Source organism: Exiguobacterium sp. s40, from assembly GCF_018617905.1.
GTDB lineage: Bacteria > Bacillota > Bacilli > Exiguobacteriales > Exiguobacteriaceae > Exiguobacterium > Exiguobacterium mexicanum_A.
Genome location: NZ_JACSLC010000006.1, coordinates 152410 through 171358 on the forward strand (window position 1 = coordinate 152410; position 18949 = coordinate 171358).

An 18949-nucleotide genomic window follows, 5' to 3' on the forward strand; every position below is an offset into this window, starting at 1 on the left:
AATGGAACAGTTACCTATCCTTCCTTTGCGTGGAGTCGTCGTGTATCCGCTCATCGGCGTGACGATCGACGTAGGGCGTCCGCTCTCTCTGCGGGCACTCCTTGCCGCAAAGGAACACGAGACAGATTTGATTGTCGTGACACAAAAAGAGACAGGCAAAGAATCACCTGAACCGGAAGACTTATATGCGATTGGGACACGCGTCCATATCGCCAAGATGAGCGAGCTGTCGAACGAGACGGTCCGTGTTCGTCTTGTCGGGAAAGAGCGCGTCAAGATCAACTCGATTGAAGAGACGAAAGAAGGCTGGTTCGCCGACGTCGAGACGCTTGACCTCGTCGAAGGGGAAGAAGTCGAACGGACGGCACTCGTGCGCCTATTGAAAGAACAGTTTGGCAAACTCGTCGGGACGATCAAAGGGTTGTCTCCGGACGAACGGCGCCGCTTTGAGATGTATGAGCGACTCGAGTCGTTGACCGATTATATCTCTTCGAAACTTGATGTCGACGTCGACATTCGCCAAGCGATGCTCGAAGAAGCCGATGCGGTCAAACGCGGGCTCGAACTGCTCGAGATCATGACGCATGAAGTCGAAATCATCGAGCTGGAGCAAGAGTTGCGCGAACGGACGAAAAAGACGATTGAGCAGGCGCAGAAAGAGTATTATTTGCGCGAACAGATGAAAACGATTCAGCAAGAGCTCGGCGACCAGTCGCAAGAGTCTGAACCGAACCGTCTCCGTGAGAAGCTCGAGGCGCTCGATTTGCCTGAGACGACACGGAAGAACGTCATGCGCGAAGCCGAACGGTTGAACGTCGTCCCGGCGACGTCACCGGAGTACGCAGTCATCCGCAACTATCTCGACTGGATCGCTTCGCTCCCATGGGGCATCGAGACGGAAGATAAACTCGACGTCAAGCATGCGGCCGACGTCCTAGACGACGACCACTACGGCCTCGAGTCGGTGAAAGATCGAATCCTTGAGTACTTGGCTGTCCGCCAATTGACGAACTCGCTCCGTGGACCGATCCTTTGTCTCGCCGGACCTCCAGGGGTCGGGAAGACGTCGCTTGCCCGGTCGATCGCGTCGGCACTTGAACGTCACTTTGTCCGCGTCTCGCTCGGCGGGGTGCGCGATGAAGCTGAGATTCGAGGACACCGTCGCACGTACATCGGGGCGATGCCAGGGCGTATCATCCGCGGCTTGAAGCAGGCCGAAAGCAAAAACCCGGTCTTCTTGCTCGACGAGATCGACAAGATGGCGTCAGACTTCCGGGGCGACCCGGCGTCGGCCATGCTCGAAGTACTCGACCCGGAACAAAACGTCTCGTTCTCGGACCACTATATTGAAGAACCGTTCGACTTATCGAACGTGCTCTTCATCGCGACGGCGAACGACGTCTCGCAAATCCCGGCTCCGCTGCTCGACCGGATGGAACTCATCCAAATCGGCGGTTACACGGAACTCGAGAAAGTCGAGATCGCCAAACGTCACTTGGTGCCGAAACAGTATAAAGAGCACGGCTTGAAAAAGAGCCAGCTCACAATCAAAGATGACGCGCTTTACGAGGTCGTCCGCCGTTACACGCGTGAGGCCGGTGTCCGTAACTTGGAACGCGTCATCGGCTCGCTTTGCCGGAAAGCGGCGAAGCAAATCGCGATCGGCGAGAAGAAACGCGTCACCGTCTCGTTGAAGAGCCTCGGCGACTACCTCGGGAAACCGAAGTACCGCTACGGCAAAGGCGAGACGGAAGACTCGATCGGAGCCGTCACTGGACTCGCCTACACAGCGTTCGGAGGCGACACGCTCACGATCGAAGTGGCGCTCGCGCCTGGCAAGGGCAAGCTCCAGTTGACGGGGAAACTTGGTGACGTCATGCAAGAGTCGGCGCAGACGGCGTATAGCTACGTCCGCTCGAACGCGGAACGGTTCGGGATTGACCCGACGTTCTACGAGCGCCAAGACGTGCATATCCACGTCCCGGAAGGTGCCGTTCCGAAAGACGGTCCATCGGCCGGCATCACCATCGCGACGGCGCTCATCTCGGCATTGACCGGTAAGAAAGTCCGTCGTGATATCGGCATGACCGGAGAGATCACGCTCCGAGGCCGCGTCCTGCCAATCGGCGGATTGAAAGAGAAAGCGCTCGCCGCACACCGCGCCGGTTTGACGACCATCGTCATCCCGAAAGACAATGAGCGGGACATCGATGACATTCAAGACACCGTCCGTGAGAAATTGACGTTCGTCCCGGTCACGACGCTCGATCAAGTATTAGAAGTAGCATTTGGAGGAAATTAAATAATGAAAATCACTAAAGCAGAATTTGTCACGAGTGCCGTCGCACCGGACCATTATCCGATTCACGAGTTGCCGGAAGTCGCACTCGCCGGACGTTCGAACGTCGGGAAATCGTCGTTCATCAACAAGATTTGTCAGCGCAAAGCACTCGCACGGACGTCTTCGAAGCCAGGGAAGACGCAGACGCTGAACTTCTTCAACATCAACGATGAGATCATGTTCGTCGACGTTCCAGGCTACGGCTACGCGAAAGTTTCGAAGACGGAGCGTGAGAAGTGGGGCGTCATGATGGAGCAGTACTTGACGTCGCAAAGCGCCCTCCGTGGCGTCGTCCTCTTGGTCGACATCCGTCATGAACCGTCAAGTGACGACGTGACGATGTACAACTTCTTGAAGCATTACGAGATTCCGGTCATCGTCGTGGCGACGAAGCTCGATAAAATCAAGAAAGCGCAACGTCAAAAACATGAGGCGGCCGTCAAACGGAAGCTGCAGTTCGAATCGACGGACCGGTTCGTCGCCTTCTCGGCTGAGACAGCCGAAGGGAAAGACGAGGCGTGGAAAGCGATTTACGATTTGTTGACGCAAGACGAAGATTGAGCGAAGACGAGGGAACCCCCTCGTCTTTTTTGTTTTCAGGGTTACGCGAGCGGGTAATTATCGTATAATTGTCCTAATTACATAAGACAAGAGAATAGAGAACGAGGTGGAAAGATGCAAATCATGTTTCAGAACAAATGGTACCGCTTTTTATTTTGGACGCTGACGATTTTCTTGGTCATCTGGGTCGGGACGGAAATTTCATTCGTGTTCCAACCAGTCCAAGTCATTTTGGCGCTCGTCACGGTACCGCTCATCATTGCCGGACTTTTTTATTATTTTTTGGTCGGAATCGTCGACTTTTTAGAGAAGCGGATGGAAGGCAAACGTCCGCTTGCCGTCGGCATCACACTTGGAGGACTCGTGCTGATTTTTACGCTCGTCTTCAGCGTTCTCGGACCTGTATTAGGCGAACAAATCTCATCACTCGTCAATGCGTTGCCGAGCATCGCTAAAGAGTTTCAGGTGCAGGCGTTCGCGGTCCGGGACTCGCTCATGCAAAACGAGTTCTTGTCACGCTTCGTCGCCGAGAACGACGACATGTTCACCGAATTCACGAACAATGTCACGACGTACCTCGGAGATATCTTTGGGAATATCGCCTCATCGCTCGGCCAATTCGTCGGCTTTATCACCTCGGCCGTCATCACCATCGTCGTCATCCCGTTCATGCTTTTGTATATGCTCTTGGACGGAAAACGACTTCCAGACTCAATTGTGAAGCTGTTGCCGTCAAGCTATGAGACGGAAACACGTAAAATCTTGCATGATATGCACATGACGGTTCAAAACTATGTGCACGCGCAGTTGATTGTGGCGTTCTTCATCGGAATCACATCGCTCATCGGGTTATGGATTATCGGGCTGGACTACGCGATTTTGCTCGCGCTGTTCATGATGGTGACGAACATCATCCCGTACGTCGGACCGTTCCTCGGTGCGGCACCGGCCGTCGTCGTCGCCTTCATCCAAGATCCGATTAAAGTACTCTGGGTCATCGTTGTCATCATTATCGTCCAACAGATCGAATCGAACGTGATTTCACCGCTCATCCAAGGCAAGTCGCTCAAGGTACACCCGCTGACGATCATCATCGTCTTGCTCGTCGCCGGGAACTTGGCCGGGATTATCGGGATGCTCATTGCGGTTCCGTTCTATGCGGTGGCTAAAGTCGTCATTCAAAACATCGTCCGCATTTACAAGCTGAGGGAGCGAAAACATTACCTCGAAGCGGAAGAAGAAGAGAAACATGAGAGTCCAATCATCACCGATCCGTCGTCTCTGAAATGATTAAACAAGTAGAAATGGTCTCCATGTCCGTTTCTACTTTTTTCTGTCACAAAAAGTTCTTAAATTATTTCACAAAAATCGAACAGAAGATTATAGTTCCTAAATAAAAATTGTTATAATGTACGGTAGAGATGTGAAAAAGAAGAGACAACCGTCGGTGGATTTTGGATGAGGGGAAGAGGTACATGCATATTGTCGTCGTTGGACTAAATAACAAGACAGCCCCTGTCGCGATTCGGGAGCAGTTCTCGTTTGGGGAGCAAGAAATCGTGGATGCGATGATTGCACTTCGCGAAGAGAAGAGCATATTTGAATCGGTTATTTTGTCGACTTGTAACCGTACGGAGCTATACGTCGTTACAGACCAGCTCCATACGGGTCGTTATTATACAAAACGTTTTTTAGCGAATTGGTTTGATTTAGAGATGGACCAATTCACCCCTTATTTGTCGATTCGTGAAGGAGAAGAGGCGATTCGCCACTTGTTCCGTGTCACGTCTGGACTCGATTCGATGATCATCGGGGAAACACAGATTTTAGGACAAGTGAAATCGAGCTTCTTCCGTGCCCAAGAGAACGGGACGACGGGAACGGTGTTCAACAAGCTGTTCAAAGAAGCCGTGACGCTCGCCAAACGTGCCCATACTGACACGCAAATTGGGGAAATGTCGGTATCGGTCAGCGCGGCAGCGGTCACGCTCGCTCAAGAGATGTATACGTCGCTCGATGACAAACAAGTCGTCGTCGTCGGGGCGGGGGAGACAGGCGAGTTGACGACGCTCAACTTGTTCGAGGCCGGTGCAAAACAGATTGCCGTCTTTAACCGGACCGAGAGCAAAGCGAAAGCGGTCGCCGACAAGTTCAAAGGTAGGGCCCACTCGATTCGTGAGATTGCTTGTGGCTTGCTCGACGCCGATATTTTAATCAGCTCGACCGGTGCGAAAGAAGCGGTCATCGGCTATGACGATGTCGCCGCCGCACAACTGCTTCGCCGCGAACGTCCACTTTTGTTAATCGACATTGCCGTGCCGCGAGATATCGATCCAGCGGTCCGGGCGCTTCCGGGCGTCCATTTGTTCGATGTGGATGACTTGAACGGGATCGTCAACAAAAACTTGGCGGCCCGTCTCGTCGAAGCGGAGAAGATTGAAATCAAAATCGACGAAGCGATTCAAGAGTTCCAAACGTGGCTCGTCACACTCGGTGTCGTCCCGATCATGAACGAGTTGCGCGCCCGCGCCCTCACTGTTCAAGAAGAGACGATGGAAAGCCTCGAGCGTAAGCTTGACCATCTATCGGACCGGGATAAAAAAGTCATCGGCAAACATATGAAGTCGATCATCAACCAGATGCTTCGTGAACCGATCGACTACATCAAAGACGCCGCGGCGCAACCGGATGCGAACACACGTATCAACCAGTTCGTCGAGACGTTCGGCCTTGATGTCGACGTCCCTGACGTCGAGCCGGAAATGGAAGAGACAGAAGCGATGTCAGCGAAAGCACCACTCCGCGCTTTGATGCGCTAATACAAAACAAAAAAAGGCGGCGGATCTCGTCGCCTTTTTTGATGAAGGGGATATGGACTATGCGTAAAATTATCGTCGGCTCACGCCGCTCACAACTTGCGATGACACAGACGAAATGGGTCATCGAGCAATTGAAGAAAGCCGGGGCTCAAAACGAGTTCGAGATCAAGGAAATCGTGACGAAAGGCGACCAAATCGTCGATGTCCAGTTATCGAAAGTCGGCGGCAAAGGGTTGTTCGTCAAAGAGATTCAGCAACAAATGATTGCCGGGGACATCGATTTCGCGGTCCACAGCATGAAAGACGTCCCGGCCGAGTTGCCGGAAGAGCTCTATATCAGCTGCATGCCGAAACGCGTCGACGCCCGTGATGTGCTCATTTGCGAGAACGGCTACACGCTCGAAACGCTCCCGGAAGGTGCCGTCATCGGGACGAGCTCACTGCGCCGTGGTGCCCAAATGCTCGCCGCTCGCCCGGACTTCGAGATTCAATGGATTCGGGGCAACATCGACACGCGCCTCAAAAAACTCGAGACAGAAAACTTCAACGCCATCTTGCTCGCCAAAGCCGGGCTCGAGCGCATGGGTTGGACGGACCGCGTCGACTTCGAAGCGCTTGACGCCGATATGATGGTCCCGGCCGTCGGTCAAGGCGTTCTCGCCATCGAAAGCCGGAAAGACGACGCTGAAGTGACGAACGTCTTGCAACTCCTGCATGACGACGTGACGGCGAAAGCGGCGACGGCGGAGCGGACGTTCCTCAAGGCGATCGAAGGCAGCTGCCACGTTCCGGTCGGCGGTTATGCGACGGTCGACGGGGACGACGTGACACTGACGGGCCTCATCGCCTCGGTCGACGGGAAAGAAGTGCTCCGTGTGACGAAGACGTCGACTGACGCGGTCGCACTCGGGAACGAGGTAGCAGACGATCTTCTTGGACGCGGCGGGCGCGAAATTCTCGCCTCGGTCAATGCGTGACGTCTGGTACACAGGGACAAAACGACTGACCGCTACGCAACGAGCCCGGCTCGCCGCGAGCGGTCTTTCCGTGCATCACGTCCCGCTCATCGAGACGAGATTGACACATCGCGAGATACCGATTCACACATTCGATTGGCTTGTCGTGACGAGCCAGACGGCGGTGCCGGCGCTCCGTGACGTCCCGCGCGACGTCCAGGTCGCGGCCGTCGGGGAAAAGACGAAACAAGCACTCGAGGCCGAGGGATTCACCGTCGCACTCATGCCGAAGACGTATACGGGCGAGGCGCTGTTCCGCGACCTCGCGGACGTCGTAACAGCAGACGAGGTCGTCTTGTTCGCCCGGGGCGACTTGGCGAACACGGCGCATATGACGCAACTCGCAAACGTCCACGACTGGGTCGTCTATGAGACGATCGGCCGTGAACTGACAGAGACGGAAGTCGAGGAGCTCGAAGGAATCGAGGCGCTCCTCGTCCTCAGCCCATCCGCCGTTCGAGCGCTCACGCCGTACCTCGAGCATTTCCATGGGACGTGGTACGCCATCGGTGAAGTGACCGAGCGCGCCGTCCGGGAAGTGTCGACGTTACCGGTCCGAGTGCCTGAGTGTTATACTATGGATGCATTAATACAGTGTATAGGGGAGGATTTTTCATGAACCAGTTCGACCGTCACCGTCGCCTTCGTTCATCGAAGTCAATGCGTGCACTCGTACGTGAAAACCATGTTCGGAAAGAAGATTTGATTTACCCGCTCTTCGTCATCGAAGGGACAGACATTAAACGTGAAGTCAGCTCGATGCCTGGCGTCTTCAACTTCTCGCTCGACCGTCTCGAGGACGAGATTAAGGAAATCGTCGACCTCGGCATTCAATCGGTGCTCTTGTTCGGCGTGCCGGAACATAAAGACCCGGAAGGTACGGAAGCGTATCATGACCACGGCATCGTCCAAGAAGCGATCCGTAAAGTGAAAGAGTGGGCGCCACAGCTCACGGTCATCGCCGACACGTGCTTATGTGAATACACGTCGACGGGCCACTGCGGTATCGTGAAGAATGGTGACGTCGATAACGACGCGTCACTACCACTTCACGTCCAGACGGCCATCACGCAAGCGCAAGCAGGTGCTGACATCATCGCACCGAGTTCGATGATGGACGGCTTCGTCGCCGCCATCCGTGAAGGGCTCGACCAAAACGGGTTCAACCATATCCCAATCATGAGTTACGGCGTCAAGTACGCATCGGCGTACTACGGACCGTTCCGTGACGCAGCGCAATCGGCACCTGGTGAAGGCGACCGCAAAGGCTATCAGATGGACCCGGCCAACCGCCGTGAAGCGTTCCGTGAATCACAATCGGACGTCGAGCAAGGCGCCGACTTCATGATCGTCAAACCAGCGCTCGCGTTCATGGACATCATCCGTGACATGCGCGATTCGCTCGATATGCCGATCGTGGCGTATAACGTGAGCGGAGAGTACGCCATGGTCAAAGCGGCTGCTTTAAACGACTGGGTCGATGAGCAACGCATCGTCATGGAGACGATGGTCGGCTTCAAACGGGCCGGTGCGGACCTCATCGTCACGTATTTCGCAAAAGATGTCTGTCGCTATTTGGAAGGAGACTACGCATGACCTACAAACAAACACGCTCAGAAGCGGCGTTCGAACAAGCACGTCCGCTCATGCCGGGCGGGGTGAACAGCCCGGTCCGTGCCTATAAATCAGTCGGCATGACGCCAATCTTCGCTGAACGCGGTGAAGGCTCACGCGTCTACGATATCGATGGCAACGAATATATCGACTACGTCCTCTCATGGGGACCACTCATCCTCGGCCACCGTGACCCGGTCGTCACGAAGGCGATTCAAGAGCAAGCCGAGAAAGGCTGGACGTTCGGGACACCGACTGAGCTGGAGACGAAAATGGCCGAGCTCGTCATCGAGCGCGTCCCATCGATCGAGATGGTGCGCATGGTCAACTCGGGTACGGAAGCGACGATGGCGGCACTCCGCCTCGCACGCGGGTACACGGGCAAGACGAAAATCTTGAAGTTCGAAGGCTGCTACCACGGTCACGGCGACTCGCTCCTCATCAAGGCCGGTTCGGGCGTCGCGACGCTCGGTCTCCCGGACTCACCGGGCGTGCCGAAAGACTTGGCGAGCCAGACGCTCACGGTGCCGTACAACGACTTGGATGCCCTTCGCGTCGCGTTCGAGAAGTTCGGTGACGACATCGCTGGGGTCATCGTCGAACCGGCGGCCGGCAACATGGGCTTCGTGCCACCGCAACCTGGATTCCTTGAAGGACTCCGCGAAATCACTGAACAATACGGCGCGCTCCTCATCTTTGACGAGGTCATGACCGGGTTCCGGGTCGGCTACAACTGTGCCCAAGGTTACTTCGGCGTGACGCCGGATTTGACGTGCCTCGGAAAAGTCATCGGCGGCGGCCTTCCGGTCGGTGCCTATGGCGGGAAACGCGAGATCATGGAACAAATCGCGCCCCAAGGACCGATTTACCAGGCGGGGACGCTCTCAGGGAACCCGCTCGCGATGATCGCCGGCTACACGACGCTGTCGCAACTTAAGCCTGAGCACTACGCCGAGTTCGAACGCAAAGCGGATCGTCTCGCCGAAGGCTACACGAAAGCGGCCGAAAAGTATAACATCCCGCACGACACAAACCGGGCCGGATCGATGTTCGGATTCTTCTTCACGAACGAGAAAGTGACGAACTTCGAGAAGGCGAAGACGGCGAACCTCGACCTGTTCCGCGCCTACTATCAGAAGATGGCGGGGCGCGGCGTGTTCTTGCCACCGTCACAGTTCGAAGGATTGTTCCTCTCGACCGTGCACACAGACGAAGATATCGACTTGACGCTCGCAGCGGTCGAGGCGACGTTCAAAGAGCTGCAACAAGAGTTTTCACTGTAATCTTGACGGAAACAGCTTCTGTCGCTACAATTGTTTAACAGATACGAACAAAAGCTACGATGAGGAATAGTACGCCAACAACATCCTTTTTCAGAGACGCGGCCGCTTGGTGCGAGGCCGCGAAGGATGGTGCGGAAGTCGCCTCGGAGCTGACCTTTTGAACGAAGTAGGAAGGTCCGGTCCATCGACCGTTATTCGATTTTGAGGGCGCCACCTGTTGGCGAACTAAGGTGGTACCGCGGAAGATACGGCTTCTTTCGTCCTTAGCGTTAAGGACGAGAGTAGCCGTTTTTTTGTCCACATTATTAGAGGAGGTTGGGCATATGGCCAACGAGACAAACGAAATCACCATGCCGACGAAGTACGATCCAAGTGCGACGGAAGCGAAATGGTATGACTACTGGTTAGAGAACGACGTATTTAAAGCAGACGAGGATGATTCAAAACAGCCGTACACGATCGTCATCCCGCCACCGAACGTCACGGGGAAACTTCACCTCGGACACGCGTGGGACACGACGCTCCAAGATTTATTGACGCGCCTCAAGCGCATGCAAGGCTATGACGTCCTCTGGCTCCCAGGGATGGACCACGCCGGTATCGCGACACAAGCGAAAGTCGAACAGAAACTCCGTGAGGACGGCATCATGCGTTACGACCTCGGACGCGAGAAGTTCCTCGAGAAGACGTGGGAATGGAAAGACGAGTACGCGGACACAATCCGTGCCCAGTGGTCAAAACTTGGTCTCGGTCTCGACTACTCACGTGAGCGTTTCACGCTCGACGAAGGACTTTCGAAAGCGGTCCAGGAAGTGTTCGTCCGTCTCTATGAGAAGGGCTTGATTTACCGCGGCGAGTATATCGTCAACTGGGACCCGGCGCAAAAGACGGCCGTCTCGGATATCGAAGTCATCTATCAAGAAGTCGAAGGCGCATTCTACCACATGAAGTATCCGCTCGCTGATGGCTCAGGCCACATCGAGATCGCGACGACGCGTCCGGAGACGATGCTCGGCGATACAGCCGTTGCCGTCAACCCGAAAGACGAGCGCTACGCGCACCTCATCGGCAAGACGATCATGCTTCCGGTCATGAACCGTGAGATCCCGATCGTCGCTGACGACTACGTCGACATGGAGTTCGGTACAGGTTGCGTCAAGATCACACCGGCGCACGACCCGAACGACTTCGAGATCGGGAACCGCCACGAGCTCCCACGCATCCTCGTCATGGACGAAGGCGGCAAGATGAACGAGAACGCCGGCAAGTACGAAGGGCTCGACCGCTTCGAATGCCGCAAGCAACTCGTGAAAGATTTGGAAGCAGACGGCACGCTCGTCAAGATTGAGCCACACACGCACTCGGTCGGTCACTCGGAACGTTCAGGCGCAGTCATCGAGCCGTATCTTTCGAAACAGTGGTTCGTCGACATGGAGCCGCTCGCGAAAGCAGCGCTCGAAGCGCAAGGACATGACGATACGAAAGTCAACTTCGTCCCAGAGCGGTTCGAAGGCACATACCTCCGTTGGATGGAGAACATCCGTGATTGGTGTATCAGCCGCCAACTCTGGTGGGGTCACCGCATCCCGGCTTGGTACCACAATGAGACAGGTGAGATTTATGTAGGTAAAGAAGCACCGGCGGACAGTGAGAACTGGCATCAAGATGAAGACGTGCTCGACACATGGTTCTCGTCAGCGCTTTGGCCGTTCTCGACGATGGGCTGGCCGGATACGGACTCGGCAGACTTCAAACGTTACTTCCCGACGAGCGCGCTCGTCACGGGTTACGACATCATCTTCTTCTGGGTATCTCGCATGATTTTCCAATCGCTCGAGTTCACTGGGAAGCAGCCGTTCAACGACGTGCTCATCCACGGTCTCATCCGCGACTCGGAAGGCCGCAAAATGTCGAAGTCGCTCGGTAACGGCGTCGACCCAATGGAAGTCATCGACCAATACGGCGCGGACTCGCTCCGCTGGTTCCTCCTTACGGGATCGACACCAGGGAACGACCTTCGTTTCTATTGGGAGAAAATCGAATCGACATGGAACTTCGCGAACAAGATTTGGAACGCGAGCCGTTTCGCCCTTATGAACATGGACGGCATGAAGTATGAGGATATCGATTTGTCAGGTGAGAAGACGCTCGCCGACAAGTGGATTCTCACACGCTTGAACGACACGATCGACCAAGTGACGCGTCTCGTCGACAAGTATGAGTTCGGCGAAGCCGGCCGTTACTTGTACAACTTCATCTGGGAAGAGTTCTGTAACTGGTACATCGAGATGGCGAAACTCACGCTCTACGGTGAGGACGAGGCGGCGAAAGCGACGACACGTTCAGTGCTCGCCTACACGCTCGACTCGATCATGCGTCTCATGCATCCGTTCATGCCGTTCCTCACAGAGGAAATCTGGCAGCACTTGCCGCACGAAGGCGACTCGATCGTCCGTGCGAGCTACCCGACACGTCGCGACGAGCTCCACTTCGCGGACTCGGTACCAGCGTTCGAAGCGGTCATGAACGTCATCCGTTCGGTCCGTAACATTCGTTCGGAAGTGAACGCCCCGATGTCGAAACCGATTCAGCTCTTCATCGCGACGAGTGACGACACGACACAAGGTTACTTGAGCGAAAACGAAGCGACAATCGGCAAGTTCACGAACGCGACCGAGCTCGAAATCGGACGCGGCTTGGCGGCTCCAGACAAGTCGATGTCGGCCATCATGACGGGTGCGGAACTGTTCATCCCGCTCGCCGACCTCATCAACTTCGAAGAAGAGATCGCCCGTCTTGAGAAAGAAGTGGCGAAGTACGAGAAGGAAGTCGAGCGCGTTCAGAAGAAACTCGGCAACCCAGGCTTCACTGGCAAGGCACCGGCTCACGTCATCGACGAAGAGAAGGCGAAAGAGAAAGACTACCTCGACAAACGTGACGCAGTCCGCGCCCGTTTGGAAGAGTTGCGTAAATAATGAATCAACCTTCTTTGGAGACTTGTTCTCCGAAGAAGGTTTTTTTGTCGTTTGGTGGAATTTAGGAGAGGAGACGATATAAAGGTGGTGTGACATGAGACGAATCGGAATGATGTTAAGTTTGGCTGTGATGGGATTGAGTGGGTGTGTGGCGGAACGAGCTGAACCGATCGAACCGATGGAATCAGGAGTGACAATTAATGAAAGTGCAGAAGAGACGTCTTCCAAGGATATTCCCGTAACGACGGACAAAGAAGTGTTCGGCTCGATGATTGAAGACGTGCCGAAAGGGACCGTTCGACTAGTCGATGCGGTCACGTCCCAATACACGCTTCAATATACAGATGGCACGTCCGAGCGACCATCGAAAGACGGTGTGATTTATGAAACCGTCATCGATGATCTCGGGCTCATTGCCATTAAGTTACCAAACCGCGACGATTCGTTCGGCGTATTCAACTATTCACGGGGCGAGGAGTGGAGGTTGCACGGGATTCAAAACTTTACGATTCCCGAGGCGGCCGAAAAAGTCCGACACGGGTTGGACTTGCCTGAAGAAGAGCTGTTTGTCGACAACTTCGAGATGAGTCAGCTCGAGCGGCCGGTGGAGATGTGGACGTTGTATGATGAGACGCAATGCATCACGATTTTAGTGACCGATGCTTTCAGTGTGGCTGACGGAGAATTGATTGAACGGCGTGACGTTTCGAATGAGCGGTATCGCTTGAATCAACCGGAAGGGAACGGCTTGTTTTATGTAGACCAAGGCAAGCTCATTGTCGTGACGGGCAATGTGTCGGAAGAGGTGTTGCTCGACCTCTCGGACTCGCTACCGGAGGCGTGGTCGGTGAATTTTCCGATGAACTGATCATACTTGTGACATCAATTATTCAAGAGGAGGGAATGCCATGCCATACACACACGAATTCGGTGTATTGGATTCAACAAATCGTCAATCATCATATGAAACGTATACACCTGAACACTTCGATTGTGTCTCGGTGGATGGGGAGTGGGTGGATGAGTTTATCGAGGAGCTGAACGAGATGCGCACGTATTTTCACTCCTATGACCGTCCTGGATTCGGATTAGACGAATGCGGGATTACGCTCATTCCATATGAGTCACTGGCGCTGTTCTATCAAGTCGTCAAAGCGATGATGTACACGCATGAGTCGGAACAACTGAATCGACTTATTTCCAAAATCACACAAGCCCAAGTAGACAAGAAGGACATGATTCATTTCGGACTATAAGTCTATAGAAAAGAACAACCCCGAGCATCGTCATCGATGTTCGGGGTTTCGTTTGCGTTCGATGTAGATTATGCCAAATACAGTGGCGGCAAACAAAGCATGCAAGAGGAGCGGTTGAGGATAACCAAAGCGGAATAGGTGCATGGCATAGACGACATAAAGGATGCTTCCGAATCCTACCAAGACGGAATAAAGAACTTTCATACGTCTTCTTCCTCCGGTTCTGTCCAAAATGGAAGACGACCGGTTGTCACGAAATACGAGGACGTGAGCAGGACGCCGATTGCGAGTCCAGTTACTTGCGGCTGAATCGGCTGACCCGTAAATGACAGATAAAAACTGTAGATGAGATAGGACGTGGATAAGACGATGATTGCCATGAGCAAGAGTGTCATCTTCATTTCGATTCATTCCATTCAAGGTTATTCAAATGTCTCATCAAGGTGGAAAAGGAAACAGCAAAGAAAAAGGCAGGCATTAGCCAGGCCCAGTCATCTATGAATGGGCCTTGCAATAGCTCGATTGACATCAAGCAGGCAAACCCTAACGCAATGAGTGAAGTGAGTAGAAGCATGTTGAACCTCCTAAAAGTGATGTTATCCACTTTACGCTCGAAAATGAAAAAGGTTCCAAAAAAACCATCCCGCGAAAGCGAGACGGTTCATGTGCCACAAAACGTCTGATATGGATACGTCCGTGGCGGTCCAGGTGAGACATAGCGTCCATAGTCGGCTTCGTAATCGTACGGCTTCCGCAATACGTCGAGCAGTGCGTGGGTCGGCTTGAAGTCACCGCGTTCGGCTGCCATGAGGGCGGCCTCGACGTGATGGTTGCGCGGGATGACGGCCGGGTTGTGCTGACGCATGAGGCGGATGACGTCCTCATCCGGGAGACCTTGTTCCCCGAGTCGTTTCCGCCAAGCTGCGAGCCACGCCTTGCCGTCGTCCTGGTTGGCGAAGGCGAGTGCTTCGGTGTCGCCGAGCGTGAGGGCGCGGAACGTGTTCGTGAAGTCGGCCTCGGTTTCCATCATGAGCCGGAGCAATTCGTCCGTTAATGCGTCGTCTCCGTCTTTTCGCACGTAGAGTCCGATTTTATGGGCGAGCCCTGTGAAGTAGGCGTCTTTATACGTTTCCGTATAGTCGTTCAACAGCTTGTTGGCGATATCGACGGCCTTTTCTTGTGTGTCAGCGAGGAGCGGGAGCAACGTCTCGGCGAGGCGGGCCAAGTTCCATGACCCGATATACGGCTGATTCGCATAGGCGTAGCGTCCCTCGCGGTCGATTGAGCTGAAGACGGTATTCGGGTGATACGTATCCATGAACGCACACGGGCCATAATCGATCCCTTCACCGCTGATGAACGTGTTGTCCGTGTTCATGACGCCGTGGATGAATCCGACGAGTTGCCAATCCGCAATGAGCTTCGCTTGGCGGGTGATGACGCGGCCGAGGAACTGTTCATAGCGATTCGGCTGTCCTTCAAGGTCAGGGTCGTGACGATGAATCGCATAGTCGGCGAGAGCGATGACGTCATCAATCGAGCCGGCCGCAGTGGCATATTGGAACGTACCGACGCGTAAGTGGCTCGTCGCGACGCGCGTCAAGATGGCACCATGCTTCGGGCCTTGACGCATGATCGGCTCACCGGTCGTGACGACGGCGAGCGCCCGGTTCGTCGGGATGCCGAGCGCGTGCATCGCCTCACTGATGAGGAATTCACGCACCATCGGACCGACGGCGGCCCGTCCATCACCGCCACGCGAATACTCGGTCGGACCTGATCCTTTCAATTGAACATCGAAACGCTTTCCGTTCGGGGCGACATGTTCCCCGAGCACGAGTGCTCGTCCGTCACCGAGCATCGTGAAATGGCCGAACTGGTGGCCGGCATACGCTTGCGAGAACGACGTATCCGTCTGGCGATTACCGGCAAAGAGTGCGACGTCTTGACGTGCTTCGGAGTCGAGTCCGAGCGTCTTGGCGAGTGCTTCGTTCCACAGGACGAGTTCGGGCTTGTCGACCGGATGGACCGGTCCTCGGTCGTAAAAAATATCACGGAGATCGAGGTAGGTCGCCTCGAAGTTCCAATTGGTTGTCATGGTGATTCCCCCTTCTTCGCCTCGAGTATAGCACAGCCGATTCCTTGCGTAGCGCTTCGCGAATTTTGGTAAGATGAGGGGGAAGTGTGAAAACAGGAGTGATGGAAGATGGAGACGAGACTAGACGTATTGGAATGGCTGAACGGGCAGCTGCGGTTCGGGATTAAGCCGGGATTGAAACGAATCAAGTGGATGCTGAACGCGCTACAAATCAAGGAGTTACCGTCGATTCACGTGGCGGGGACGAACGGGAAAGGGTCGACGGTCGCCTTCTTGCGGGCCATGGCGATGAAACAGGGCTTGAACGTCGGGACGTTCATCTCGCCATACATCATCCAGTTCGAGGAGCGAATCATGTTGAACGGGGAACCGATTCGAGAAGAGGACCTCGTCCAAATCGCCAACCGGGTCCGTGACTGTGCGAGCTCGTCACCGGAGACGTTGACGGAGTTCGAGCTGCTGACCGTCATGGCGTGGCTCTATTTCCACGAGCAACAACCTGACCTCGTCATTTGGGAAGTCGGTCTCGGCGGTCGCCTTGATTCGACGAACGTGTTGACGCGACCGCTCGCGACGGTCGTGACGTCGATCGGGCACGACCATCAAGGGATTCTCGGCGACACGCTCGAAGAGATCGCGCTTGAGAAGTTTGGCATCATGAAGCTGGGCGTGCCGATGTTCCATAGTTTGACGGATGAACGGCTGATCACGTTGCTCAAGCGACAAGGAGAGGCGATGGACGCGCCGATTCACGACGTCACACCACTCGTCACGTCAATCGAGGACGGGACCGACACGGTCGTCACTTATGACGAGATGAAGTCGGTGACGCTCGGATTGACCGGACACCATCAAGCGTATAACGGGGCGTGCGCCGTCGCCGTCGCGCGCCACCTCGGCTGGAAGGCGGAAGCGATTCGAGCGGGGCTCGAGGCGGCACAACACCCGGGTCGCTATGAGCTCATCTCGAGACAGCCCCGCATCGTGCTCGATGGGGCACATAATGCGGAAGGGGTCGCCGCGCTCGTTGAACAGTTGAAGCTCGAGCGTGACGTGACCGTCCTCGCGGCCATTCTTGCCGACAAGGACCGAGAAGCGATGATCGCGTCGCTCCAGATGGTGGCGGGCGTCTATGAGACGACGTTCGATTTTCCGCGTGCCCGGACGAAAGACAGTCTGATTGCGGACGGTGCTCGTTACGTGGACTGGCAGGATTGGTTGGCTGCGTGGTTCGAAGCACCGAAATCCGAGACGCTCGTCGTGACCGGGTCGCTCTACTTTATCAGTGAAGTCAGAACCTATTTCCAAAGTTTGAAAAAAACCGCTTGTGAACAGGAAGAAAAAGGGGTATGAATTAACTGAAGAAGTGTGATGACAAACCGACTGGAGGCACAACGATGAAGAGGCAGCTAAGATCCAAGTACGGGTTCCTCATAGTAATAGGGATGGTCTTATTGTTGTTCGCGTATACATCAACGTTTGCGAATAACGGGAACGGAAGAGGAAATGGGAACAATAACGGCAATAATGGTAACGGTAATGGAAACAAACAGGGCATTGTTTTTCAAGCGGATATTAAAGATGAGACAATTCGAACAGTTACACCAGAAGCTGTGCTCATAGGAGACAGTTTTGATTTGACGTATGACTTGTCATTGAATAACATTCTTGATTTTACAAACGGTCCGAACATCAATTCTTACAAGTATGTAGAATGGGCTGTGACAATTGAAGAGACAATTCCAGAAGGATTATCTGCAGTCGTAACTCCTTCAACAGCTCACAATTTAAATTTTGATCCTAAAACACGTCTCTTAACGGGAACAATCAATGTACTCTGTGGAAAGAAAAACTCCGGACTTGAATCTTGTAATGATTATAAGAATGCAGCATTCTCTGACCTCATCACCGTCAAATTGATTGCAGAAAAACCGGGTAGTTATACGTTCGAAAACGGACGGTATGCCTATTCGTTGGAAGCTGACCATTCTGGGAATGGGAGCGGTGCGCAAAAACATAATCGTTCGTTCACTGATGCTGGGAGTGGCTTCACAAAAACGACGGTGACGGTAGAAGAACTGAAAATCAACGTTCCAAGTGAAACGACGATTTATTTGGGGAATTCAAAAACGGTAGAAGCTAACTTATCGACTGTGAAAGCGGCGATTCCACCAAATGCGAAACTCACATGGGAAATTGATAAGTCCAGTTTCGTAAATCAAACGAATTCAACGAATCAAAGCGTTACGTTAAAAGCGTTGGATGCCGGTGAGGCGACTGTGAAAGCCGTTTATGAATACGCGAACGGTCAAAAAGTTAAATCAAATGATATGAAGGTTGTCGTAAAACTACCGGATTTATCATTAACTACAAATGATCAAGAACTTTGGGTGTACAAAAATGAAGCAGGAACATTGGTTAAGCAACAGACTTTATTGACATTGGAACAATTGGTGGAAGATAAACAAGCTCTTGCCAATCCGCTTGCTGTAAAATGGAACGCTGATTCGTCCGCCTTGAAAATTCTCTCAAGTCAAAACACGTCTGCTACCGTACAAGCCGAGCATGGGAGTACGAGCAACGTTTCGGTCGTTGCGAAATTAAAGGATTATATCGGACAGACGATGCCTGTCTTGATTAACGTGAAAGAGTATCCACAAAAAGTCTCGACACCGAACGTCATTCTCTACATGACAGACAGCCCATATAGCTATCCGGTCAAATTCTGGCCGGAGACGGCAAACGTGACGGGTTACGGTTTGACTGTACTCGAAGGAACGGATGTCATGACCGCAAAAGATGGCGTATTGACACTCTTGAAGCCGGGTATCGCGAAAATCGGTCTGGTCACAGAGGACGTCAGTGCATCATTTAAAGCAGGAGAAGGTCCGAAAATCATCAGCCAAACGTTCTACGTCCGCGTCAAAGCAGGTACGGATCCGAACCCAGGAACCGAAGATCCGTCTGGCGATTTCTATTAATCTCA

The 18949-nt window shown here is 53.8% G+C and carries 16 protein-coding genes and 1 other annotated feature; of the genes, 13 read left to right on the top strand and 3 right to left on the bottom strand.

All coding sequences use genetic code 11. The features are described 5' to 3' along the window. Position 1: 1 nt before the first annotated feature. From lon to KNP02_RS07920, 11 genes are all read left to right on the top strand, one after another. Positions 2-2302, top strand: coding sequence for an endopeptidase La (gene lon / locus KNP02_RS07870; protein ID WP_214708075.1), 2301 nt, complete (start codon positions 2-4; stop codon positions 2300-2302). Positions 2303-2305: 3 nt separating this feature from the next. Next, positions 2306-2902 (top strand): ribosome biogenesis GTP-binding protein YihA/YsxC, encoded by a 597-nt coding sequence (yihA, locus tag KNP02_RS07875; RefSeq protein ID WP_214708077.1) that lies wholly within the window; start codon positions 2306-2308, stop codon positions 2900-2902. Between the two features lie 114 nt (positions 2903-3016). Continuing rightward, complete coding sequence (locus KNP02_RS07880; protein ID WP_214708080.1) at positions 3017-4192, top strand: AI-2E family transporter; 1176 nt, start codon at positions 3017-3019, stop codon at positions 4190-4192. 185 nt (positions 4193-4377) lie between these two features. Beyond that, positions 4378-5721, top strand: coding sequence for a glutamyl-tRNA reductase (gene hemA, locus KNP02_RS07885; protein WP_214708082.1), 1344 nt, complete (start codon positions 4378-4380; stop codon positions 5719-5721). 59 nt (positions 5722-5780) lie between these two features. Then, on the top strand, positions 5781-6698 hold the full coding sequence (gene hemC, locus KNP02_RS07890; protein WP_214708084.1) for a hydroxymethylbilane synthase: 918 nt from the start codon (positions 5781-5783) through the stop codon (positions 6696-6698). Then, on the top strand, positions 6655-7356 hold the full coding sequence (locus tag KNP02_RS07895; RefSeq protein ID WP_251130735.1) for a uroporphyrinogen-III synthase: 702 nt from the start codon (positions 6655-6657) through the stop codon (positions 7354-7356). Before hemC ends, KNP02_RS07895 begins: the two co-directional genes overlap by 44 nt. Further along, the gene (hemB, locus tag KNP02_RS07900) at positions 7353-8333 is read left to right on the top strand and encodes a porphobilinogen synthase (protein ID WP_214708088.1); all 981 of its coding nucleotides are present in this window, start codon (positions 7353-7355) and stop codon (positions 8331-8333) included. The genes KNP02_RS07895 and hemB overlap by 4 nt, the downstream gene beginning before the upstream one ends. Further along, positions 8330-9634, top strand: coding sequence for a glutamate-1-semialdehyde 2,1-aminomutase (hemL, locus tag KNP02_RS07905; protein ID WP_214708090.1), 1305 nt, complete (start codon positions 8330-8332; stop codon positions 9632-9634). Before hemB ends, hemL begins: the two co-directional genes overlap by 4 nt. Positions 9635-9681: 47 nt before the next feature. Next, positions 9682-9902, top strand: a binding site (T-box leader). A 55-nt stretch (positions 9903-9957) separates the two neighbouring features. Further along, positions 9958-12609 (top strand): valine--tRNA ligase, encoded by a 2652-nt coding sequence (locus KNP02_RS07910; protein ID WP_214708093.1) that lies wholly within the window; start codon positions 9958-9960, stop codon positions 12607-12609. Positions 12610-12703: 94 nt separating this feature from the next. After that, positions 12704-13477 carry a hypothetical protein gene (locus KNP02_RS07915; RefSeq protein WP_214708095.1) on the top strand — a complete coding sequence of 258 codons (774 nt, stop codon included), beginning with the start codon at positions 12704-12706 and terminating at the stop codon, positions 13475-13477. Positions 13478-13517: 40 nt separating this feature from the next. Beyond that, the gene (locus KNP02_RS07920) at positions 13518-13865 is read left to right on the top strand and encodes a short-chain dehydrogenase (protein WP_214708097.1); all 348 of its coding nucleotides are present in this window, start codon (positions 13518-13520) and stop codon (positions 13863-13865) included. 200 nt (positions 13866-14065) lie between these two features. Here the strand turns inward: KNP02_RS07920 and KNP02_RS07925 are convergent, their stop codons facing one another. The 3 genes from KNP02_RS07925 to KNP02_RS07935 form a co-directional block, all read right to left on the bottom strand. After that, positions 14066-14266 carry a hypothetical protein gene (locus KNP02_RS07925; protein WP_214751490.1) on the bottom strand — a complete coding sequence of 67 codons (201 nt, stop codon included), beginning with the start codon at positions 14264-14266 and terminating at the stop codon, positions 14066-14068. Beyond that, complete coding sequence (locus KNP02_RS07930; protein WP_158001045.1) at positions 14263-14439, bottom strand: hypothetical protein; 177 nt, start codon at positions 14437-14439, stop codon at positions 14263-14265. Before KNP02_RS07930 ends, KNP02_RS07925 begins: the two co-directional genes overlap by 4 nt. 87 nt (positions 14440-14526) lie before the next feature. Next, complete coding sequence (locus KNP02_RS07935; RefSeq protein WP_214708101.1) at positions 14527-15963, bottom strand: protein adenylyltransferase SelO; 1437 nt, start codon at positions 15961-15963, stop codon at positions 14527-14529. A gap of 108 nt (positions 15964-16071) precedes the next feature. On the opposite strand from KNP02_RS07935, the gene KNP02_RS07940 reads away from it, so the two are divergent. Together KNP02_RS07940 and KNP02_RS07945 are read left to right on the top strand one after the other, a co-directional pair. Beyond that, positions 16072-17316, top strand: a complete 1245-nt coding sequence (locus KNP02_RS07940) for a bifunctional folylpolyglutamate synthase/dihydrofolate synthase (RefSeq protein WP_214708104.1) — start codon at positions 16072-16074, stop codon at positions 17314-17316. Positions 17317-17360: 44 nt separating this feature from the next. Continuing rightward, positions 17361-18944: a hypothetical protein gene (locus tag KNP02_RS07945; RefSeq protein ID WP_214708106.1), complete on the top strand. Its 1584-nt coding sequence runs from the start codon at positions 17361-17363 to the stop codon at positions 18942-18944. Positions 18945-18949 lie beyond the last annotated feature (5 nt).